Below are 22,462 nucleotides of genomic sequence, written 5' to 3'. Positions count from 1 at the left end.
ACATAAGGCGAATCATTTTTTTATTGAATAAAATCCTTCAAAAAAATTAAAAGCATTTTGCTTTTAATTTCCGAAGGAAATCTTAATTCTCTTAAAGTCTTCATTTAATCTTAATGGTAAAAATTTTAACTCCTTTAAGTTTTCAACACAAAAAAACGCTCCTGAAAAAATTCAGAAGCGCGAATATTATAAAGTTATTTATTTAAATATTCATAAACAATTTCGGGTTCACCGGCGTATTATTTTTATGAACTTCATAGTGAAGATGAGGACCTGTTGAACGGCCTGTATTTCCTGATTTCGCGATGACTTGATTTACATTCACGAGATCATTTGCTTTCACTAAAATCTGCGATAAATGTCCATAAAGAGTCGCTAAACCATTTCCGTGAGAAATAATCACGCAGTTTCCGTAACCTCCTTTTACCCCAGCGAAAATGACAGTTCCTTTTGCTGCACCGCGAACATCCGATCCATAAGGAACGGCAATATCCAATCCTTTATGAAACTGAATTTGATCTGCTTCTGCCGGTGGATTGTTTTTTTCTGCAAGAGAATTTTCAGGAGAATTTGGTAAAACTTTTTTTACGACATTTCCCAGACTGTCTTTCACTTCAACGTTTTGTGGAGTTGCTTTTGCGACAGGCTTTGTATTACCAACCGAAGCGAGTAGAACATTTCTGAAAGGAATTGGATTAACTCTCTTCCCGAAATTAGAAGAAATATAACCATCTGTAGGAATTCCGAGCGGAACTTGCTGCAGCTTATTTTGTAGATCGACTAAATACTTGCTGTAACGATTGCTCTGTTTTGATAAGTACACTGCATCTGAAAGGCTGTCTTGAGCAAGTGTTGCAATCTTTTCATCCGAAATATTTTTAGAAGCCAGAAAAGAATTGAGTTCTCTAACCGTATGATCCACCAAAACAAGATCTTTGCGCATTTCAGAATAATCGATGCTGTCTTTTTGAGTGTTGATCTGTACTAAATTGACTTCGTAATTTTTATTGTTTTTCTCAGAGAAAAGCTTTCCTATATAAAGAGCTTGTCCGAAAACCAGCAGTAGTAAAGCTCCCAAAAGTAGGTTTGTGTTTTTCTTTTTGCTTAAAAAGTTCTTCATTCTTATCTTGTTGAATTACAAATTTTTATGAATTTTGGTTTGCAAAACTAATAAAAAATTATCTTTAAGTAATTAATTTTATAAAAACTTTAACGTAGGGCTTAATTAAACGATTTCTTTCATTTTTGTTCAAAAGTCGAATGGAATACTTTTATTTAATCTTCTTTCTATTAATGTTTTGTCTTTTATATCTTGGATTTCTACCTTGTTTAATATTGTATCTTGCAAAAAAAAATTATGAAGAAACAGCTACTTTTTGTCTTACTATTTATCTCAATTACAATTTTTTCCCAGGATGTTAAAATTAAAAAAGAACAGGTGCTTTTAAATAATGTTCCAGTAGCGATCGTGAAAAATCCTTATCGCGACCATTATGAATATTCAAAATTGAATGGTGAAAAAATTTTCCAGGTAGATTTTAAAGGAATTATGCAATCTACTTCTCCCGATCCACTGTATTATTTAATCGTGCAATCAGCAGACGGTACTAAAAAAGGCGAAATTCCCTATGAAGTTTTAGTGACTTCTTTAAATTCAGAACGTATTATAACGCATGGTTTAGCTGTAAAATACAATGTATTCACAAGCCAGGGAATTGATACCAATGCATTGGATAAGATCTATGAAAAAGGGACTGGAACATTTTCTGATATCGCTGTTCAAGCGAAAACAGATGCAGGAGAGATCAATTCAAAAATAAATGGAATCACTGCAAACTTTAACCCCAAAATAACCAATACGAACGAAATTATTGCGAGTACTTTTGGTAGTGCAGCAAAAATTATAGGTAGAATTAATATGATTCCATGTAGCGCGTTTGATAGTAAAAGCTGCGTTTCTATTTATGATTTAGACGGAACTTTGGTAGCATCGGTAAAAGAATCGAAAGACGGCCACCGTAAATATGAAGTGAATACTTATGATGGAAAAAAATTCTTTTATAATTCAAAGGAAATGTATACGCCATCCAACAAATTTTTTGCGCAGGAATTAGTGACTAGAGTAATGGCAGAAGGATATATGCTTGCTCACCAAGCAAAAAATGATAACGAAAAAGTAAGAGTAGCGAGAATTGATGATGCAAAACAGCGCTCAGTCAATTTATATGGAATTCCCGGATTTGTTATCGAAAAAAATGGTACAAAAACAGAAGGGAACGTAACGGTTTATTTCCAGCAGCTAGATGTAAACAATACAGGAGAGGTTTTGCCAACGGAAGTTGCCGATAAGTTCGGTCAAGTTGTCATCGTGAAATATCTTAATGAGAAAAATCAGCCAAGAAGCAAAACGATCAACGCTTCTACAGGAGCGCAGTTTTGTGTGAAAACAAATACAGGCGAAACTTGTTATTATGGTTTGGATGTGAAAGGAGAAGCCATGAAAAAACTTCAGAATTTAAACTCTCTAAGTTTTAATAATTCCTATTATTACGAATTGTTATATAAAGGCCGCGGAATATCTGTTTTCCAGGATCCTGTTGAAAAGGAAAAATTGGTCGTTAAAATAGAGAAGGATCCAAAAGCTCTTATGTTAGATCGAAATTCATCCGACAAAGACGGCGCAAGACTTGCTGAATATCTTAAAGACTGTAAATCAGTTGTTGCAGACATTAAAAATAATAGTTTTAATATTAGAGAAATTGATGACTTAATACAGATCGCAAAAGAATACGGAGAATGCCGTAACTAAAAGGAAAATTAAATGAGACACTCTGCAATGAGTGTCTTTTTATTTTCACTAAAAATGATTCTAATTTGTATCTTTGTATTTGAAGTAATTATTATGGCAAATAAAGATCAAATCGACGATAAAGTGGTTGGAGTAATAGGAAGCGGAAGTTTTGCAACAGCGATTGTGAAAATGCTCACCGAAAACTGCAAAGTCGTGCATTGGTGTGTTCGAAACGAATTTGTGAAAGGAGCCATCGAGCTTCGTCATCACAATCCAACTTATCTGACGGCGGTCAATTTTAATGTTAAAAATTTAGCAATAACTACAAATGTTAATGAACTGGTTTCGGCTTGTGATATTGTAGTTTTAGCAACACCTTCCATTTATTTATCGGAAAGTTTAGATAAGATGACTTGTGATTATTCGGGGAAAATGTTTGTTTCCGCCATCAAAGGGATCGTGCCGAAAGTGAATGATGTTGTTGCCAATTATTTGCATGATGAATTCAAAATAGATTTTAAAAATCAGGCAGTCATCGCAGGACCTTGTCACGCGGAAGAAGTTGCGATGGAAAGACTTTCTTATTTAACGATCGCTTCCACAGCAGAAAATCAGAAGATTTTGCATGATCTTTTTTCCTCGCATTTTATTAAAGTGAACTCCAGTTGTGATGTCATGGGGAACGAATACAGCGCAATCCTGAAAAATATTTATGCCATCGGAGCCGGTATTGCAAGCGGTCTAGGTTATGGCGATAACTTTACGGCGGTTTTTGTAACCAACGCAATCCGCGAAATGGAGGTTTTCTTAGAGGGAATCCACGAAACGCCAAGAGATGTTAATGAAAGTGCTTATCTCGGAGATTTACTCGTTACGGCGTATTCACTTTTTTCCCGGAACCGCAATTTGGGAAATTTAATAGGAAAAGGATATACCGTAAAATCTGCTATTCAGTCGATGAATATGATTGCTGAAGGATATTATGCTGCAGATTCGATTTACAAAACATCCAAAGATAAAAAATTAAAAACGCCGATTATCGACATCATTTACAGTATTTTGTATGAGGAAAAAAACGCAGAAAAGCAATACAAAAAATTAACAGGAATACTGAATTGATGAAAACTGAAAAACAATATATCGTTCATACCTATTCGGCTTTAGAAGAAAAGTTAAATGTTTGGTCACATTTCATCGGCTTGCTGATGAGTGTGGTGGCGATGGTTTTATTGATTTTTCGTGCAATCGATTTAGAAAATATTTGGGCAATGATCAGTTTTCCTGTTTTTGGTTTGAGTATGGTGGTATTATATTCAGCATCAACACTGTATCATTATTCAAAAAGTCCCAAAATACGATATCGGATGAACATTGTCGATCATGCCGCTATTTATGTTTTAATTGCAGGAAGTTATACCCCTTTTGTTTTGGTTTCTCTGAATGGAGCAGAAGGTTACACCATTTTTTCCATCGTTTGGAGCATCGCATTTGTGGGCATTATTTTTAAAATTTTCTTTACAGGCAGATTCAATATTTTATCGACTGTTCTTTATGTCGCAATGGGTTGGCTGATTATTTTCAGTTTTAAAAGTCTCCTGCAACAACTTGATTTTAACGGAATTATTTGGTTGATTTCTGGCGGAGTTGCTTATACTTTAGGTGCTATTTTATATAGTATTGATAAGCTGAAATTAAATCATGCGATATTCCATCTTTTTGTTTTGCTGGGAACTTTCTGCCATTTTATTTCTGTTTATTTTTATGTGGTTCCTCTTGCTGCGACGCATATTTAATACCTTTTATCGAAATTCGTAATTCTAAATTATCAATATGCCAGATATCCTCAGTAAAAGAACGCCAAAACCAAAATATGATGTTGTCCTCATTGGCGGCGGAATTATGAGTGCCACACTCGCAACACTTCTTCACGAATTTGATCCTAATCTTCAGATTGCCATTTTTGAACGTCTCGGAAGATTAGCCAGTGAAAGTTCTTCCGCCTGGAACAATGCTGGGACAGGTCATTCTGCTTTTTGCGAACTTAATTATACGGTAGAAAAAGAAGATGGAACCATCGATATTTCAAAAGCAGAAAATATTGCGGAACAGTTTGAAATTTCAAAACAATTTTGGTCTTATCTCATTCAGAAAAATTATATCGACGAACCCAAAAATTTCATTAATTCCTGTCCACACATGAGTTTGGTTTTTGGGAAAAGTGATTCTGAATTTTTACGAAAACGTCATGAGAAAATGATAAAGTCAAACCTCTTCGAAGGAATGAAATTTTCTACCGATCATGACCAGTTAAGAGAATGGATTCCGCTCATCATGAGCAAAAGAAAAGATAATGAAGTTCTTGCCGCAACGAAAATGGATTTAGGAACTGATGTGAATTTCGGAACATTAACCAGAAAGATGGGCAGATTTTTGGCGGATGGTTCCAATGTAGAAATTTTCCTGTACCATGAAGCAAAAGATTTAGATCTTCTGGCGGATGGAAGTTGGAATATAAAAATTAAAGACCGCCTTCATAATCATAAGCAAGACGTTCACGCAGATTTCGTATTTATTGGAGCAGGTGGTTACGCATTGCCGCTTCTCGACAGTTCAGATATTTCTGAAAGTGCAGGATACGGCGGTTTTCCAGTTTCTGGGGAATGGCTCGTTACCTATAATCCTGAGTTAATTGCGCAACATCATGCGAAAGTTTATACCCAGGCAACAGTTGATGCACCACCAATGAGCGTTCCACACTTAGATTTAAGAATTATTGATGGAAAAAAAGCCCTGCTTTTCGGTCCCTTTGCAGGTTTTTCTACCAAATTTTTGAAAGAAGGAAGTTACCTAGATCTTCCTGAAAGCATTAATTTTAAAAATATTCGCTCTCTGTTCGGAGCTTGGTGGCATAATTTACCTTTAACCCAATATTTGGTGAGACAAGTTGCGATGACGAAAGCGCAAAGAATTCAGCATTTAAGGGAGTTTGTAAAAGATGCGAAAGAAGAAGACTGGGATTTAAAAATTGCTGGGCAACGGGTCCAAATCATTAAGAAGGATGACAAATTGGGTGGAAAATTAGAATTTGGGACAGAAGTTGTTGTGAACAAAAATGGGACCATTGCTTCACTTTTGGGAGCTTCTCCAGGTGCTTCCACAGCAGTTTTTGCGATGATGCAGGTGATAGAAAAATATTTTCCACATCAGTTAGAAAATGAATGGAAAGAAAAACTCCTGGAAATAATTCCTTCTTATGGTCAGAAACTATCTGAAAATAAGGATCTTGCCGAAAAAGTTAGAAATTATACGAAAGAAAAACTAGAACTGGAATATTAAAAATAAGCAATAAGTAATAAGCGATCAGAAAAAGTTTATTACTCATTACGGATTACTCATTACTCATCAACAAATGGCAACAATCACCAAACCTGAAATCATCCAGGAAGTACTGCAATCTCTCCAACCAAAGGTGGAGGAAGAAAAGCAAGTAATTGTTCACTGCTGTTTTCCGGCAACTTTTTTTGAAGGTAGTTTGATCAGAATCTGGAAATCTACTTATTTAATCGATGACAGTTTAGATCATAAAAGTAGTTTGATTCATCACGAAAATATCTCGCTTTTTCCTTACTGGACAGAGGTTCCTCCTTTTAAGGATTTTTGGTTTACGCTTATTTTTAGCGGTTTACCAAAGGAATGTAAAACGTTTGATCTTCAGGAAGTGATTCCGGAAGAAGGAGGTTTTCTGGTAAAAAATATTAAAAGAAATGGTACTGATGTGTATCGGGTAAAACTAACTTAATTATGAAAAAAATTACTTGCTTCTTATCATATCGTTGTTTTTGGTGAATTGTAATTCTCGTAACAGTACGGTTTCGCTGAGTTCTATTAGTTCAGAAAGAAAACAGATCGCACAGAACTTTGCACAAACCTTTCTAAAAAAATGCAGTGATAAAGATCATTCTGAAATTAGAGGTTTTAATATTTCAAAGAGGTTTCAACTTAAACTTTCTTCCGATTCCATTAAAAAAACCTGCGAAAGAATCGACCGAATCAACGGAAAAGTGACGGTCGAAAAATTAGTTTCTGTTCATACTAATAATTCTCCGAAGGATTTTCTGGATGTTTTTAATTTTAAAATTAAACAGGAAAAAATTCAAACGCAGTATTATCTTCATCTTGGAATGTATCGGGATCAGAATTATGTTGAACTTCCTTTTTATATTTCTACAGATGAAAATTATTACGAAACAGTCCGAAAAAAATATTATAAAAAATGAAGCCTCGCCAAATTTTAGTTTTATTCACCCTTTTGATATTTTCTTTTTCACAAGCACAGAAGAAAGAAATATCTGAGATTAAAAAATTCCAGAAAGAGTTGAATGCTGAATATAAAAATCCGAAAGAAACGCCTTTAAGAGGAAGCAATTTCACCAATTTCAAAAGACATCCTTTCTTTCCTATAGATTTAAAATATCGTGTTAAAGCAATATTTACGAAGAGCGAAAATGCGATTGCTTTTAAACTTCCAACTTCTTCAGGACGAACTCAACCTTATATCGAATTTGGGAAAGCTACTTTTAACTTAGATGGAAAAACTTACACTTTATCTATTTATCAGAGTTTGAATTTAAGTAAAAAAGAAGGTTTCGAGGATTATCTCTTTCTTCCTTTCCGCGATGTAACCAACGGAAAAGAAACCTACGGTGGCGGAAAATATTTGGATTTAAGAATTCCGAAAGCCGGAGAAATAATCATCGACTTCAACCAATCTTACCAACCTTTCTGTGCGTATAATGCTTACGATTATAATTGTCCGATAGTTCCTAAGGAAAATTTTTTACTGATAAAAATAAAAGCAGGAGTAAAATATGAAGATACTTATCATCATTAATTTTTTTAATGGCACAAAAATAGCTCTTTCAAAAGCAACTTAAAAATTGCAAATCATGGAATCTTCAAAAAAAAATACACCGGGACCAGTTGTTATAGCTTCAATTTCAGTAATTGTATTGTTAATTATTTTCTATTTTATACTCATGTTGTATTTTCCTGAATTACTTGCTCAAATGAGTTTAGGGGAAAAAGTGCCTGTGAAATAAAAGCTAAATAATTTTTAAAAATAGAATTGATTAGATTTATGTTTAAAGATTACGATATCAATTATCAAAAATTTAAAGTTGATATTTCGCAGCTATATATTCAGAAAAAAACACCGCATTTTAGCGGTGTTTTTCATTATTGATGTTAAATTACTTCTTGATGATCTTCACGGTCTGAGTTTTGGAAGATTTATCTTGAATTTTCAAAATGTACATTCCAGCAGATAATTTGGAAAGATCAAGTTTTACCGATTTTTCGTTCAGTTTTTGTTGTATTTGCAATTGTCCTGTAACTGAATAGATCATCACATTATCAATTTCTTCCTTATTTGAAACGTTCAAAAAATCTGTTATAGGATTGGGATAGAATTGAGCATTCAAACCAGAGGAACCTTCATTCACAGCAAGAGTTGCATCAATTTTAGTAAAGAATTGAAAATTTCCTGCCGTAATTAGAGTGGAGATGCTTGTAGCAGGATTCAAACTATAAATTCCTGTTGAAGTGGAAACTAAATAATTACCATTGCCCGCCGCGATTACGCCCCGAACAGAACCTGTAGAAATAGGCCATTTATTTAGCAGAACTCCTGCTGGAGAAAACTCATATATACCTGGAAGATTATTTCCTAAGGAACTAAATACCGCGACAATAACATTCCCGGAACTATTAAAATTCATCTGTTCTGGATTACTAACAACTCCAGAAGCAACAAATGCCGTGGAAACAGTACCGTTGTAAGAAATTTTAGCAATTCCATTCGTTGAAAATGAACTTACCAAAGCGTTTCCGGAACCTAAGTCTAAAACATCAAAAGGCGAAGTTATGGTGGGATAAACTCCTAAGTTTACACCCGCTTTTGAAAACCGAACAATTGAATTTGCCGTTGCTCCATTTGCAGTGCCTTCATTGGTCACCCAAACTTCATTATTTACAATATTTAATCCCCGAAGATTATCTAAACCTCCACTAATGGTAGATTGATAGGTTCCATTGAAAGAATAAATATAAATTGCATCTGCAAGTTGATCTGAGATCCATATTTTATTGTCAACTTGGGTTATACCTTTGATAGTTTGCGCTGAAATAGAGGAAGCGTCTATAAACGAAGCATTAAGAACTGAGCCATCACTTGCATTTAATTGAATCACTTTTTTAGTACTGGAATTCATTGCCAGAATACTTTGCTGAGCAAGCACCGAAACTAAGCAGCCAAAAACTGCCAGGAGAGAAAGAATAAATTTTTTGGTCATAACTGTATTTTTATTGGTTAACTATATAAAGATACAAATATTTCCTAAAAAATATATCTAAGGATTAAACGCTCTCCAGAAAATGATCGAAACTTAAAATAACCGAAACCGTTCCATCATTTTCTATTTTATTAAGTTGTAGCAACTCAATTTGATTGACAGAATTGATATCGAAAGGTTTTTGAACCCGAACATAATTTTCTGTAAACCCGAACATCATTCCATTTTTGTTTTCGTGTTCCCACAGTACAGGAAGAGTTTTGCCAACTTGACTTTGATAGAAGGCCATTTTCTTTTTCTCCGATAGAATTCTGAGCATCTTGTTGCGGCGTTTTCTTTCCGGTATAGGAACGACTCCATTCATTTCCGCAGCTTCGGTATTTTCTCTTTCAGAATAGGTGAAAACGTGTAAATAACTGATGGGTAATTGATTCAGGAAATTGTAGGTTTCTAAAAATTTATTCTCTGTTTCTCCCGGGAATCCGACAATAACATCAACTCCGATGCAGCAATCGGGCATCACTTCATGAATTTTATTAATTCTGTTTTGATAGAGAGAAGTTAAATATCGGCGTTTCATGTTCTTCAACAAATCGTCGCTCCCACTTTGCAGAGGCATGTGAAAATGTGGAACAAAACTTTTGCTTTGAGCCACCAAATCGATGCTTTCGTCTTTTAAAAGATTGGGTTCAATGGAGGAAATTCGGATTCTTTCAATTCCTTCGACTTGATCCAGTTCCGAAATTAAATCCAGAAAAGTATGTTCATGTTTTTTATTTCCAAATTCACCTTTTCCATAATCACCGATATTTACGCCTGTTAAAACAATTTCTTTAATTCCTTTTGCTGCAATTTCTTTGGCATTTCTTACAACACTCTCGATGGTGTCAGAACGTGAAATTCCACGTGCTAAAGGAATCGTGCAATAAGTGCATTTATAATCGCAACCATCCTGAACTTTTAAAAATGCTCTGGTTCGGTCTCCAATAGAATAACTTCCAATAAAAAAATCGGCTTCATCAATTTCGCAGGAATGAATGATCCCGTGGTTTTCAGTTTTCTGCAAATCATCCAAATAACTCAGAATGTTAAATTTTTCCTTCGCTCCTAAAACCAGATCTACACCTTCAATCGCAGAAATTTCTTCTGGTTTCAATTGAGCATAACATCCTAAAATAACTACCAAACCTTCTGGATTAGCTTTCATAGCACGCTTCACGTGAAGTTTACATTCCCGGTCTGCATTTTCTGTGACCGAACAAGTGTTGATGACATAAACATTTGCTTTGTCATCGAAACTTACTTTTTCGTAACCTGCACCGGTTAATTGTCGGGCAATTGTTGAGGTTTCTGCAAAATTTAATTTACAGCCAAGGGTATGAAAAGCAGCAGTTTTTGGGTGAAGTGAATTCAATTTGATAAAAAATTTAAGAATGCAAAGATAAGGAATTCAAAATTTCAAAAGATAAACTCTGAACCTTCTTTTTAGTTCTTATTCTATTTTGTATTCATCCCGAACTTCATCACTTTTTGCATAACAAACGGGTGAAGAATTTTGTTGAATCTCTGAGGAACCTTGATCTTTCAAAAGTTCAGTTGTATATTCGTGAGACTTATTTCTGGCGATGGAAAGGGTCTTCCAGTCCTCATTTTTTAACATTTTTGCTACATAAATAATTTGTCCGATATGGTAAGGATAATGCGCTAACTGCCGCAAAAGCGCATCGAAAACTGAATGGTTCTCACCCCGAATAAAAATAGTGGAATTTATATTTTCTTCGTTAATTTGGCTCAAAGCATCAAATAAAATAGTCCAGCCTTTTTCCCAGATTTGAAGCATTTTATCTTTTGAATGGATGTCGTTTTCAAATTCTGCATCTCGATTTCGCCATTCTTTTTCGCCATCTTCCGTCAGAAAATTCGTCCAGCGGGAAATCATGTTACCAGAAATATGTTTCACTATTGTTGCAATAGAATTACTGTCTGCATTATGCTGCCATAAAACCTGATCATCATTGAGTTGCTCAAAGGTTTTGTCTCCCAGATCTTTGTAATATTGAAATCTTTTTAATATTAAATTTTTCATTTTTATTAAAAATTAAATCTAAAGTTAACCATTTCATCGTATATATGCGTATGGATTGTAAAGTAACATCATTTATGGAGGATTTGAACTCCTTGAAAGTAGAAAATCTACAGAAATGGTTCAATGAAGAAAGTAAAATATGGATTCCACCTGCGAAAGAAATTCAGGGAGGAGGACGTATTTTAGCTATGTTCCGGGCAATTTTTAGAAAATATGAAAGTATCAACTGGCGCGAATCTGAAATTTTTGATCTAGGTAAAGGAAAATATTTTTACGAAACAATTTCTATTGGTAACCTTAGAGGAAAAGGTATTTACACCAATAATATTTGTACGGTTATAAGTTTTACGGACTGTGGTAAGATTAAATCGTTATCTGACTACTTTAAAGATACTTCTTCATTTTCATAACTACTACTACTCGAACTTTTCTTGATTATCCTTGAATAGAAATTGCATAAATTTTTGAGTTGAGGGATTTCAAATTCAAATATATTTTTTTTTAAATTTGAATACGGTTTATATTATTCCGTATTCAAATTATTTTTTTTAAAAAATTCTGATAAAACAATATTCAATACATTTGCACCTTATTTTAAATAAGACAGAAAAATGGATTTTAAAAACTTTACGATGCCTTTCAGCATCAACCCAGAATATTCTAAAAAAGTTGCTTATTTTTCAATGGAATTTGCCATTGATCAAGCCTTAAAGATTTATTCCGGCGGATTGGGATTTTTGGCAGGTTCTCACATGAGAAGTGCTTTTAACCTAAAACAGGATTTGGTAGGAATTGGTATTTTGTGGAAATTTGGCTATTACGATCAAGCCAGAAATCACGATCAAACTTTGCAGCCAACATGGACTGTAAAAATGTACAGTTTCTTGGAAGACACTGGAATTAAATTTCAAATTGAAATACATTCTGCACAAGTTTGGGTGAAGGTTTATTACCTTGATCCTGAAATTTTCCACACTGCTCCAATGTTTTTTCTTTCTACCGATGTGCCGGAAAATGATCATATCTCAAAAACAATCTGTCATCGATTATATGATGCGAACGAATCCACAAAAATTGCACAATATGTCTTGCTTGGAAAAGGCGGGGCAAAATTATTGGATGTTATGAATTGTGAAAGAGACATTTACCACTTAAACGAAGCTCATGGATTGCCTGCTGCATTTTATTTATTGGAAAAATTTGGAGGCGATTTAGAAAAAGTGAAAGAAAAGTTGGTTTTCACAACACATACTCCGGAAGAAGCAGGAAACGAGAAACACAATATTAATTTATGTCATGACATGTCTTATTTTTCTGGTTTGTCACTCGATGAAGTGAAGACCATTGAAGGAGTAGAAGACGCCCGTTTTAATCATTCACTTTGTGCGCTTAGAATGGCGAGAATCGCAAACGGTGTTTCTCAGCTTCATGGTGAAGTTTCCCGCAAAATGTGGAGCAAATACTCTAGAATTTGTGAAATTAAAGCGATTACCAACGCTCAGGATTTTAAATATTGGGCAGATAAACCATTATTCGATGCAAAAGACGATAATGATTCAGTTCTTTTCGACTTCAGAAAAAAGCATTTGAAAAAAAGAATGTTCAGAATTGTGGCTGATCAAACCGGAAATCTTTTCAATCCGAATATTTTTACCATTGTTTGGGCGAGAAGATTTGCAGGTTACAAAAGAGCAGATCTCCTTCTCCATGACAAGGAAAGATTCGAAAGATTATTGAACAATCCAAAATATCCGGTACAGATTATTTGGGCGGGAAAACCTTATCCAATGGATTACTCGGCGATTTCTACTTTCAATACTTTGGTTGAAGAAAGCAAATATTACAAAAATATGGCGGTTCTTACCGGTTATGAACTGGCGTTGAGTAAATCGATGAAACAAGGTTCTGATCTGTGGCTCAATAATCCAAGAGTTCCCAGAGAAGCTTCCGGAACTTCAGGAATGTCGGCCGCAATGTGTGGGTCTGTCAATCTTTCTACGGATGATGGTTGGATTCCGGAATTTGCGAAAAATGGAGTTAATTCATTTGTAACGCCGCAAGCAGATTATGATAATATGAGTATTTATGACCAGGATAATTTTGATCTTGAAAATTTATACCAAGTTTTGGAGAATGAAATTCTCCCAACTTATTACGATAATCCCGACCAATGGAGAAAAATTCAGCAGAATGCGATGGATGATGTGAAAGTTGCTTTTAATTCTGACCGAATGGCAGATGAATATTACAAGCAAATTTATACTGTATAAATTCAAAGTATTTCAATATTTAAGATCCGTCTCGTTGTATAATGAGGCGGATTTTTCTTTACATTTACCTTCATTTTAAAATTTTCAACTTATGAAACCAAGCATTTGGGAACTCGAAACTTTTTACCGAAATCGCGATGTAATTATCATTGGTGCTGGTTTTACCGGATTGTGGTCAGCAATTTCTATTAAAGAAAAATTTCCTGAACAATCAATTTTAGTGGTAGAAAGAAGTTTCGTTCCGATGGGAGCTTCTACTAGAAATGCTGGTTTTGCATGCTTTGGAAGTTTGACAGAAATTATTGCAGATGTTGAAAAAATGGGTTGGCCAAAAACTTTAGATCTGATCAGAATGCGTTTTGAAGGTTTGCAGAAAATTCAAACATATTTTAAAGCAGAAGAAATTGATTTTGAAAATTGCGGTGGTTTTGAAATTCTAAATGATGAAATGCCTTTGCAGCGAATAGAGGAAATTAATGAAAAATTGAAAACGATTACAGGATTAGAAAAAACTTTCTTTTTAAGCCCGGAAAAAATTGCTCAATTTGGTTTGAAAAGTGCCGGATATTTAGTTGAAAATCCTTGTGAAGGTTCCTTGCATTCAGGAAAATTAATTCAGAAACTTTTGGAAAGATGTCAAAAATTAGGGATTGAATTTCTTTTTGGGACAGAAATTCTGGAGATCTCTGAAGATGAAAATTTGGTCAAAATTATTACTGAGAATTTTCAAATTCAGTCTGAGAAATTGGTCACTGCAACCAATGCTTTTGCGACAGATCTGATCTCAAATATTGATTTATTTCCAGTTCGTGGACAAATTTTACTCACCGAACCTATCGAAAATTTAAAACTCAAGGGAACTTTTCATTACGACGAAGGATTTATTTATTTCCGGAATCTGGGGAATAGAATTCTATTAGGCGGTGCAAGAAATCAGGATTTTGAAACAGAAAAAACCATTTCTTTAGAAACGACCGAATTTCTTCAAAATTATCTCGCTCAATTTTTAAAAGAAGTTATTTTACCCGATCAGGAATTTAAAATTTCCAGTCAGTGGAGCGGAATTATGGCAATGGGAACTGAGAAATCTCCAATTGTAGAGAAGATTTCCGACAGACAAATCGCAGCAGTTCGACTCTCTGGAATGGGCGTTGCTTTGGCGCCGAAAATTGGCGAAATGGTGGCGGAAATGATTTAGTTGAAAAACGATACTTCTACTGTTTTCGTGATTATTACTCCCTAAAAAAATGCAATCCCTTTCAAAATTCAATTTAGGTTGAGCGAAAATTTCCGTATTTTTGCGAAAGTATGATTAACAGCGACCAAATAAAAGATGTTCAAGCCAGAATTGGTGCATTGTATAAATATCTTCAAATTGAAAAGAAAAAAATAGAAATCTCAAATGAGGAAGAGAAAACTCTCTCGCCGGAATTTTGGGATCAGCCGAAAGAAGCCGAAATTTTCATGAAACAGCTTCGGTCCAAAAAGAAATGGGTCGATGATTACGAAGAAATTTTTTCCCGATTTGAAGACATTCAGGTCTTAATGGATTTTGCAAAGGAAGACCCTGATTCTGAAGAGGAACTGAACGAATCTTTTCCAATTCTTGTACAAAAAATTGAAGATCTGGAGTTCAAAAATATGTTGTCCAACGAGGGCGACGAACTTTCTGCTGTACTTCAGATTACCGCAGGAGCAGGCGGAACGGAATCTTGTGACTGGGCGCAAATGCTTATGAGAATGTACTCAATGTGGGCAGAAAAGCAAGGTTATAAGTTGCGTGAACTCAATTTTCAGGAAGGTGAAGTTGCGGGTGTGAAAACCGTGACTTTAGAAATCGATGGCGAATTTGCGTTCGGTTATTTACGTGGTGAGAATGGAGTTCATCGTTTGGTGAGAATTTCGCCTTTCGATTCGAACGCAAAAAGACATACAAGTTTTGTGTCGGTTTACGTTTATCCTTTGGTCGATGACACGATTGAAATTAATATTAATCCGGCAGATATTTCCTTTGAAACCATGCGTTCGAGTGGAGCAGGAGGACAAAATGTAAACAAAGTAGAAACCGCAGTTCGGCTTCGTCACGCTCCTTCCGGGATTATGATCGAAAATTCGGAGTCGCGTTCACAACTTCAAAATAAAGAGAAAGCAATGCAATTGCTAAAATCCCGTTTGTATGAAATGGAGCTTGCCGAAAGAATGAAAGCTAGAAACGAGATTGAAGCCGGAAAAATGAAAATCGAGTGGGGAAGTCAAATTCGGAATTATGTCATGCAGCCTTATAAATTGGTAAAAGATGTAAGATCGGGCCACGAAACTACTGATGTTGAAGGAGTTATGAATGGTGATTTGACCCCGTTTTTGAAAGCTTTCTTGATGGCAGATGGAACTTCCGTTACGGACGATGATTTTACTTTGTAAACTTCAAGAAATTTAACAATTTATTCATATTTAAAAACCTTTCTTTTATTATCTTTGCGAATATGGGACATTTTGAAAGTTGGAAGGATTTACTAAATCCTGAATTTTATATACAAATGGGCGGTTTCTGGCTCATTTTGTTTATTATTTTTGCGGAGACGGGTCTATTTGTTGGTTTTTTTCTACCAGGCGACAGTTTGCTGTTTGTGTCAGGAATTTACGCTGTAGATATTATCAAAGAAACCTTCGGTTCTACAGGAAGCGATTTTTTAGATACCACCATCTTAGCGAGTGCAGTTTCAGTTGCTGCGGTAATTGGAAATGAAATTGGGTATTGGTTTGGTGTGAAAGCTGGTCCTGCGCTTTACAAAAAAGAAGATTCATTTCTGTTCAAGAAGAAATACCTTTTTCAGGCACATGATTTTTTTGAGCAACACGGCGCATTGGCTGTGATCATGGCGAGGTTTTTACCCGTTGTAAGAACATTTACTCCAATTGTAGCTGGAATTGTAAAGATGGATAAAACCCGTTTTTTAATTGATAATGTGATTGGAGCATTTCTATGGTCATTCTCACTTATTTTTGCGGGACATTATTTAGATGCCTTATTTCAAAATCAATTTAATATCGATTTGAAATCCCATTTAGAAGTGATTATTATCATCATCGTATTGATCACAACTGTTCCTATTATTGCTAAATTTTTCTTTGGTAAAAAGAAAGAAGTTTTAGTTTCAAAAGATGAAAATAGTCCAGAATAAATTCAATTGATTAAATTTTACAACAGCATTTTTCGAAATGCTGTTTTTTTTTATAATTAATGTTGAAGGTTTTCAACTTAATAAATCTGTGGAGATTAAGATAATTAATTATTTTGCTCTTTAATAAAAGTTAAGATATTTGGAAAGATAAAGGCATCGCGTTTTCGTTTTACAAATCTCGGAACATGACCAGAATCCTTCATAAATATTAATTTATGAGGGATGTTTTTTGAAGTTAAGACAGAATCTAAAGCTAAACCTTGACTTTTATTGACAAGAAAATCGCGATCACCTTGGAAAATTAAGGTTGGAATATTAGACACATTTGCAACTGGACTCGCTTTCTTAAAAGCTTCTAAATTGGAATCAAATTTTTCACCAACTACTTTTTGAAAAACTCCTTTGCTTATTTTATAATATTTGCTCTTCTGGTACCTTTCCGAATATAAATCGGTCGGACTGCTCATCGAAATCAATTTCTTGATCTCCTGTGGATTTTGATAGCCATAAAGCAGTGCTAAATGTCCACCTGCACTTTCGCCCAATAAAATGTAATTACTGGGTTTCAAATTCCAGGATTCTGATAGTTCATTGCTTTTGGAAATAGCTTTAGAAATATCTTCGACCTGTTCTTGATAACGGATTTCTTTGGTCATTAATCGATAATCAATATTGATGCTCGGAATATTATTTTCGAACAAAAAATTCTGAATCATTTTCATGTGTTCTTTATAACCAAATTTCCAACCACCGCCGTGAACAATCATTACGACTGGAGTTTCTTTAGAATAATTCGCTGGAAGAAAAACATCCATACGCTGTTGCTGATGATCACCGTATTTTATATTGTAGATTTTTTTGGAACCATTTTCTTCGATAGTTTTAAATTTTGTAGAACAGGAAGTGAAAACCATTCCTAGAATTCCAATAACCCAAAAGTGATAATTTAAAATTAATTTCTTCATGTTTTTATTGCTAACAATTTAATGCCAAAAAAGATTGTAAAACCTTTAATCATTATGTGTCAAATAAAAAAGAGACTTTGAAAAGCCTCTTTATATTTATTAGTTGAATAAGTCCCGAACTTTATCGAAAAAAGTTTTTTCTTTTCCGGAAGGTTCTGCCATCATTTCACCATTTTTAATTTGATTTTCAAAAAATTCTTTTTGATCAGGAGAAAGTCTTTGTGGCGTCCAAACATTGATATGAACGAACATATCGCCTTTTCCGTAACTATCGATACTCGGTAAACCTTTCCCTGAAAGTCTCAGAATTTTACCCGATTGAGTTCCGGCATCTACTTTAATTTTTACTTTTCCACCAACGGTAGGGATTTCTTTTTGCGTTCCTAAAGCTGCTTCAGCAAAAGAAACATATAATTCCTGATGAAGATTATCGCCTTCACGTTTAATGGTTGTATCAATTTCTTCTTCTACAACGACTAACAAATCTCCAGGATTTCCACCGAATGGAGCGTCGTTTCCTTTTCCGCGAACGCTGAGTTGAATTCCTTCTCTAGCTCCTGCGGGAATATTGATGGTTACTTCTTCGTCTTCTTTAATTAAACCCTGCGCATTTGCACCTGCAGGAATTTTATCGGCAATTTTACCAATTCCCTGACAAGTTGAACAATGTGCCTGAGTTTGTATTTGTCCAAACATGGTATTCATTACTTTGATCTGAACACCACTTCCGTGACAGGTTGTACAAGTTTTTGCAGTAGCTCCGGGAGCCAGTTTCATTTTCTTGACTTTAATGGTTTTTGTAGTTCCATTTACGATTTCTTCCAGATTCAATTTAATTCTCACCCGAAGGTTAGAACCGCGCAATTGTTGTCTTTGAGAACCGCCACCGCCGCCACCGAAATGTCCGCCAAAAATATCTCCGAACTGACTGAATATATCATCCATATTCATTCCGCCACCGAAACCGCCACCACCATAACCTCCTGCAGCACCGCCCATTCCTGCGTGACCATATTGATCGTAACGGGCTTTTTTGTTACCATCGCTTAAAACTTCGTAAGCTTCGGCCGCTTCTTTAAATTTTTCTTCTGCAGCACTATCGCCCGGATTTTTATCTGGGTGAAATTTGATGGCCATTTTTCGGTAGGCTTTCTTTATTTCCTCTGGTGAGGCAGATTTAGATATTTCTAAAACTTCGTAATAATCTCTTTTTGACATCTTAATTATATGAGTAATAAGAAATGAGTAATAAATAATGAAACCAAAAAGTTGTTCATCGTTTATTACTCATTGCTAATAATTTTTATTTACCTGTAACCACTTTTGCGAAACGAATCACCTTATCATTTAAAGTATAACCTGATTCGATAACATCTACAATTTTACCTTTCAATGCTTCGGTAGGTGCAGGAATTTGAGTTATTGCTTCGTGGAAATCTACATTAAAATCTTCTCCAGCATTTACTTCCATTAGTTTCAATCCTTTTTCAGTCAATTTATTTCTCAATTTTTGGTAGATCAATTCTACGCCTTGTAAATCAGCTTCGTTGCCATTTTTTGCAATTTCTTTTAAGGCTCTTTCGAAATCATCAAGAACACCCAACATTGAAATCATCATATCTTGATTTGCGTATTGGAAAAACTCCATTTTTTCTTTGGAAGTTCTTTTTTTATAATTTTCAAATTCCGCAAAAAGACGGATGTAACGGTCTTTTTCCTCTGCCAAAACTTCTTCCGACGAAGGTGCTGCTGTCACATTTTCTACCGTTTCGTTTTCATTATTCTCAGTGAACTCTTCTGGAGAATTCATTTGATCGTCTTGCATATCTTGATTTTCTGACATAATTTTATATTTTTAATATTCATCAATTCGCAAAGATTTTGCCAAAGAGCATTTTAGGACAATTCGGCAGAAAATATTCCTTTCCCAACATTAATGATAGGAAATTTTAGCAGAAAAACTGCATTATGGTAAAGTTATCGGAGGGTGTTAAATTTAAAAATAACTAATATTTCTTCCTTTGATCAGATTTAATGCGAAGGAAAAAATGTTTCAATGAGAAGATATAGGTTGAGAATGAGGATAATTCCGGCAATGATCCAAACCAAAATCTTCATCCATAATTTGTTTACGAATTCACCCATTTTCAGTTTTGAACCGGTGAACATTACTAAAGGTATGACGGCAAAACTCAATTGCATGGAGAGAATCACCTGACTTAAAACCAATAGATCGGTGGTTCCTTTTTCGCCGTAAATAATGGTTACAATTAACGCAGGGATTACTGCGATTAGGCGTGTAATTAAACGTCGCAACCAAGGTTTCAAACGGATATTTAAAAAACCTTCCATCACAATTTGTCCGGCTAAAGTTCCTGTTAAAGTAGAATTTTGCCCAGAAGCAAGTAGTGCAACTGCGAAAAATATACTTGCGAAGGTAGTTCCTAAAATAGGAGTCAACATTTTGTGAGCATCATGAATATCTGCAACATCTTTATTTCCGGTGGTGTGAAAAGTAGCTGCTGCGACAATTAAGATCGCGGCATTAATAAAAAATGCGAGGAACAAAGAAACGCTGCTGTCGATTGTTGCAAATTTGATCGCTTCTCTTTTACCTGCAGGTGTTCGTTCATAATTTCTGGTCTGTACGATACTGCTGTGTAAATATAAATTATGTGGCATGACGGTCGCTCCCAAAATTCCGATGCCAATATAAAGCATTGTCGGATTGGTGATGACCTCTTTTTGAGGAACCATTCCCGCCAAAATAGGGAAAATGTCTGGTTTGCTGAGAATGATCTCGTAAGCAAAACACCCGAAAATTACAACGATCAAACCGGCGACAATACTTTCAATAACGCGGAAACCTTTGGCCTGTAAAAATAAAATTAAAAATACATCGACGATGGTAATTGCTACTCCCCAAGTTAATGGAATTCCGAAGAGTAAATTTAAGGCAATCGCAGATCCAATGACTTCTGCCAGATCACAAGCCGCGATGGCGATCTCACATAAAATCCACAAAATAAAATTGGTGGTTGGATTAAAATTATCCTTACAAGCTTGCGCCAGATCTCTTTCTGCAACAATTCCTAATTTCAATGATAAATGCTGCAAAACAATCGCAAAAAGATTTGAAATTAAGATAACGGAAAGTAAGGTATAGCCAAACTGTGCACCACCCGCGATATCTGTTGCCCAGTTTCCAGGGTCCATATAACCTACCGCAACCATTAAACCCGGCCCGGCAAAAGCCATGAGTTTCCGCCAAAAGCCTGCGTCTTTAGGGATATTGATACTGGAGAAAACCTCAGGTAAAGAATTTGAAGATCTTTCTTTTCTCCAACCTTGCTTGAGGAGTTTTGACGCCATAAAAATGTTAAATGTTAGATTAGACTAACAAATTTAAATAAATAAATCTAATGTACAAAATTTAAATAAAAAAAATCCCGACCGAAGTCAGGATTTACGTTATATATTCTAAAGATTATTTTGCAAATCTTACTGCCATTTTTCTGTCAATAGCACGTTCATCGTTTGAAGCTGTAGGAGCGACAGTTGCGAATTTACTTCCGTAACCTTCAGCAGTCATTACCTGTGCGCCAACTCCTTTTTCAGTTAACCACTTTTTAATATAGTCAGCTCTGGCTTGAGATAACTTCACGTTAGCTGCTTCGTCGCCAACTTTATCAGTATAACCACCAACTTTGATTTTAGCTTCTGGATAGGCTTTTAAAATTGCTAATAAATTATCCATCTGTCCTGCAGAACCTGCTTCTAAATCAGTTGCAGATCCCATTTTAAAGTTTACTTTATCAAAAGTGTACCATTTATCTTTCAAAGCAGCATCATCAGCAGCATTTTTGTATCCGCCAGATTTCAGAAAAGAAATCATCGAATCTTCCATACCTCCTTTATATCCTTTCAATGCAGTACCATTTAAATCGATATTTTCATCAGTTTTGGTAGTTGTCATTGTAGCTGAATCAGCAGGAACCATTACAGCAGAAGAGTCTTTCGCTACCATTGTAGAATCAGTTGTAGTCGCTGTTTCTGTTGCCGGTTTGTTGCATTGTTTCCATAAGAACCATGCGGCAAGAGCAAGAAGTAATAAAGGCAATAACCATTTCCAGATTGATCCACCTTCGTTGTTATCGTCTGCTTTATCTACATTGACGTGGGTATTTGTATTTCCACCTCTGTTGACTTCAATTTTTGGTTCATCAAAAGAAGTAACTTTTACTTTTTCTGCTTCATGACCACCAAACATGTTTCCAACTCCCAAAGAAGCTAAAGATAATCCAGCAGGAAGCAATGATGAAACAATCCCCTTTTGATCGTGTAACAAGCTTGTAATTCCAGACGCACCTAGATTATTATCTGCGGCGTATTTTCCTACAGAACCTAATGTCGCTCCAGTAACCATATTTAACAATGAACTAGAAGAAGAATTACTCACTCCAGAATAAGTAGCTATTGCATTGACAATACCTTCAATTTTATCACCAAAAATTGCGGTTAAAACTGTTGTAATTAAAGAATTGTTTGAAGATCCTCCTAATAAATTACCAAGCATTCCGCTTGAAGAAGCACCTGTAATAGCATCTAAAACTCCTGGTTTGTCGGCATTGTTTGCCATTCCACCAACAATAGCTGGAAGTAATCCACTAATTGCTTTAGAAATTCCAGATTCACTTTCTCCAAACTGTGAAGCAGCTTGAGAAACTAATGCAGGACCTAATTGTCCTTTGATAAGATCAATGATGTTTAATGCCATAATAGTTTATTTTTAAAGTTTAACGTTCCCTGAGATAAGCA

Annotated in this window: 22 protein-coding genes; 13 read left to right on the top strand and 9 right to left on the bottom strand. The window is 35.1% G+C overall.

Going from position 1 to position 22,462, the window contains the following annotated elements; translation table 11 throughout:
* Window positions 1-202 precede the first annotated feature (202 nt).
* Window positions 203-1,120 (bottom strand): M23 family metallopeptidase, encoded by a 918-nt coding sequence (locus OA86_RS10545; protein ID WP_039352753.1) that lies wholly within the window; start codon window positions 1,118-1,120, stop codon window positions 203-205.
* 237 nt (window positions 1,121-1,357) lie between these two features.
* Between OA86_RS10545 and OA86_RS10540 the strand changes: the two genes are divergently transcribed.
* The 8 genes from OA86_RS10540 (at window position 1,358) to OA86_RS15705 (ending at window position 7,890) form a co-directional block, all read left to right on the top strand.
* Window positions 1,358-2,809, top strand: a complete 1,452-nt coding sequence (locus tag OA86_RS10540; protein WP_126340443.1) for a hypothetical protein — start codon at window positions 1,358-1,360, stop codon at window positions 2,807-2,809.
* Window positions 2,810-2,902: 93 nt separating this feature from the next.
* Window positions 2,903-3,910, top strand: coding sequence for an NAD(P)H-dependent glycerol-3-phosphate dehydrogenase (locus OA86_RS10535; RefSeq protein ID WP_039352747.1), 1,008 nt, complete (start codon window positions 2,903-2,905; stop codon window positions 3,908-3,910).
* Window positions 3,910-4,584, top strand: coding sequence for a PAQR family membrane homeostasis protein TrhA (gene trhA, locus OA86_RS10530; RefSeq protein ID WP_039352743.1), 675 nt, complete (start codon window positions 3,910-3,912; stop codon window positions 4,582-4,584). The genes OA86_RS10535 and trhA overlap by 1 nt, the downstream gene beginning before the upstream one ends.
* Before the next feature lie 37 nt (window positions 4,585-4,621).
* A complete protein-coding gene (gene mqo, locus OA86_RS10525; protein WP_052257485.1) occupies window positions 4,622-6,127 on the top strand; it encodes a malate dehydrogenase (quinone) in 1,506 nt (501 codons plus the stop codon).
* Window positions 6,128-6,200: 73 nt separating this feature from the next.
* Window positions 6,201-6,590: a hypothetical protein gene (locus OA86_RS10520; RefSeq protein ID WP_039352741.1), complete on the top strand. Its 390-nt coding sequence runs from the start codon at window positions 6,201-6,203 to the stop codon at window positions 6,588-6,590.
* 16 nt (window positions 6,591-6,606) lie between these two features.
* On the top strand, window positions 6,607-7,068 hold the full coding sequence (locus OA86_RS10515; RefSeq protein WP_126340442.1) for a hypothetical protein: 462 nt from the start codon (window positions 6,607-6,609) through the stop codon (window positions 7,066-7,068).
* Complete coding sequence (locus OA86_RS10510; RefSeq protein WP_039352736.1) at window positions 7,065-7,682, top strand: DUF1684 domain-containing protein; 618 nt, start codon at window positions 7,065-7,067, stop codon at window positions 7,680-7,682. Before OA86_RS10515 ends, OA86_RS10510 begins: the two co-directional genes overlap by 4 nt.
* A gap of 55 nt (window positions 7,683-7,737) precedes the next feature.
* Window positions 7,738-7,890 carry a hypothetical protein gene (locus tag OA86_RS15705; RefSeq protein WP_156127379.1) on the top strand — a complete coding sequence of 51 codons (153 nt, stop codon included), beginning with the start codon at window positions 7,738-7,740 and terminating at the stop codon, window positions 7,888-7,890.
* A 150-nt stretch (window positions 7,891-8,040) separates the two neighbouring features.
* On the opposite strand, the gene OA86_RS10505 is transcribed toward OA86_RS15705, so the two are convergent.
* From OA86_RS10505 to OA86_RS10495, 3 genes are all read right to left on the bottom strand, one after another.
* The gene (locus OA86_RS10505; protein WP_039352735.1) at window positions 8,041-9,141 is read right to left on the bottom strand and encodes a T9SS type A sorting domain-containing protein; all 1,101 of its coding nucleotides are present in this window, start codon (window positions 9,139-9,141) and stop codon (window positions 8,041-8,043) included.
* Window positions 9,142-9,205: 64 nt separating this feature from the next.
* Complete coding sequence (gene mtaB, locus OA86_RS10500) at window positions 9,206-10,555, bottom strand: tRNA (N(6)-L-threonylcarbamoyladenosine(37)-C(2))-methylthiotransferase MtaB (protein WP_039352734.1); 1,350 nt, start codon at window positions 10,553-10,555, stop codon at window positions 9,206-9,208.
* A 78-nt stretch (window positions 10,556-10,633) separates the two neighbouring features.
* On the bottom strand, window positions 10,634-11,227 hold the full coding sequence (locus OA86_RS10495; protein WP_039352733.1) for a DUF1572 family protein: 594 nt from the start codon (window positions 11,225-11,227) through the stop codon (window positions 10,634-10,636).
* A 50-nt stretch (window positions 11,228-11,277) separates the two neighbouring features.
* Here OA86_RS10495 and OA86_RS10490 point away from each other — a divergent pair, with 50 nt between their 5' ends.
* The 5 genes from OA86_RS10490 (at window position 11,278) to OA86_RS10470 (ending at window position 16,679) form a co-directional block, all read left to right on the top strand.
* Window positions 11,278-11,637: a hypothetical protein gene (locus OA86_RS10490; protein ID WP_143071374.1), complete on the top strand. Its 360-nt coding sequence runs from the start codon at window positions 11,278-11,280 to the stop codon at window positions 11,635-11,637.
* A gap of 201 nt (window positions 11,638-11,838) precedes the next feature.
* Window positions 11,839-13,497, top strand: coding sequence for an alpha-glucan family phosphorylase (gene glgP / locus OA86_RS10485; RefSeq protein ID WP_039352729.1), 1,659 nt, complete (start codon window positions 11,839-11,841; stop codon window positions 13,495-13,497).
* A gap of 91 nt (window positions 13,498-13,588) precedes the next feature.
* Window positions 13,589-14,695 (top strand): NAD(P)/FAD-dependent oxidoreductase, encoded by a 1,107-nt coding sequence (locus OA86_RS10480; RefSeq protein ID WP_039352728.1) that lies wholly within the window; start codon window positions 13,589-13,591, stop codon window positions 14,693-14,695.
* Window positions 14,696-14,805: 110 nt separating this feature from the next.
* Window positions 14,806-15,918, top strand: a complete 1,113-nt coding sequence (gene prfB / locus OA86_RS10475) for a peptide chain release factor 2 (RefSeq protein WP_039352725.1) — start codon at window positions 14,806-14,808, stop codon at window positions 15,916-15,918.
* A gap of 62 nt (window positions 15,919-15,980) precedes the next feature.
* Window positions 15,981-16,679: a DedA family protein gene (locus OA86_RS10470; protein WP_039352723.1), complete on the top strand. Its 699-nt coding sequence runs from the start codon at window positions 15,981-15,983 to the stop codon at window positions 16,677-16,679.
* A gap of 104 nt (window positions 16,680-16,783) precedes the next feature.
* Here the strand turns inward: OA86_RS10470 and OA86_RS10465 are convergent, their stop codons facing one another.
* The 5 genes from OA86_RS10465 to OA86_RS10445 all read right to left on the bottom strand — a co-directional run bounded on the left by OA86_RS10465 (window position 16,784) and on the right by OA86_RS10445 (window position 22,421).
* Complete coding sequence (locus tag OA86_RS10465) at window positions 16,784-17,644, bottom strand: alpha/beta hydrolase (protein ID WP_039352720.1); 861 nt, start codon at window positions 17,642-17,644, stop codon at window positions 16,784-16,786.
* Window positions 17,645-17,743: 99 nt separating this feature from the next.
* Window positions 17,744-18,862, bottom strand: coding sequence for a molecular chaperone DnaJ (dnaJ, locus tag OA86_RS10460; protein ID WP_039352713.1), 1,119 nt, complete (start codon window positions 18,860-18,862; stop codon window positions 17,744-17,746).
* A gap of 85 nt (window positions 18,863-18,947) precedes the next feature.
* Window positions 18,948-19,487, bottom strand: coding sequence for a nucleotide exchange factor GrpE (locus OA86_RS10455; RefSeq protein ID WP_039352710.1), 540 nt, complete (start codon window positions 19,485-19,487; stop codon window positions 18,948-18,950).
* A 188-nt stretch (window positions 19,488-19,675) separates the two neighbouring features.
* Window positions 19,676-21,016 carry an Nramp family divalent metal transporter gene (locus OA86_RS10450; RefSeq protein ID WP_039352706.1) on the bottom strand — a complete coding sequence of 447 codons (1,341 nt, stop codon included), beginning with the start codon at window positions 21,014-21,016 and terminating at the stop codon, window positions 19,676-19,678.
* Window positions 21,017-21,131: 115 nt separating this feature from the next.
* Window positions 21,132-22,421, bottom strand: coding sequence for an OmpA family protein (locus OA86_RS10445; RefSeq protein ID WP_039352703.1), 1,290 nt, complete (start codon window positions 22,419-22,421; stop codon window positions 21,132-21,134).
* Window positions 22,422-22,462: the final 41 nt, after the last annotated feature.

Origin of the sequence: Kaistella jeonii (assembly GCF_000812865.1) — a bacterium.
GTDB classification, from domain to species: domain Bacteria; phylum Bacteroidota; class Bacteroidia; order Flavobacteriales; family Weeksellaceae; genus Kaistella; species Kaistella jeonii.
This window is presented reverse-complemented; position numbering and strand designations above follow the sequence as displayed.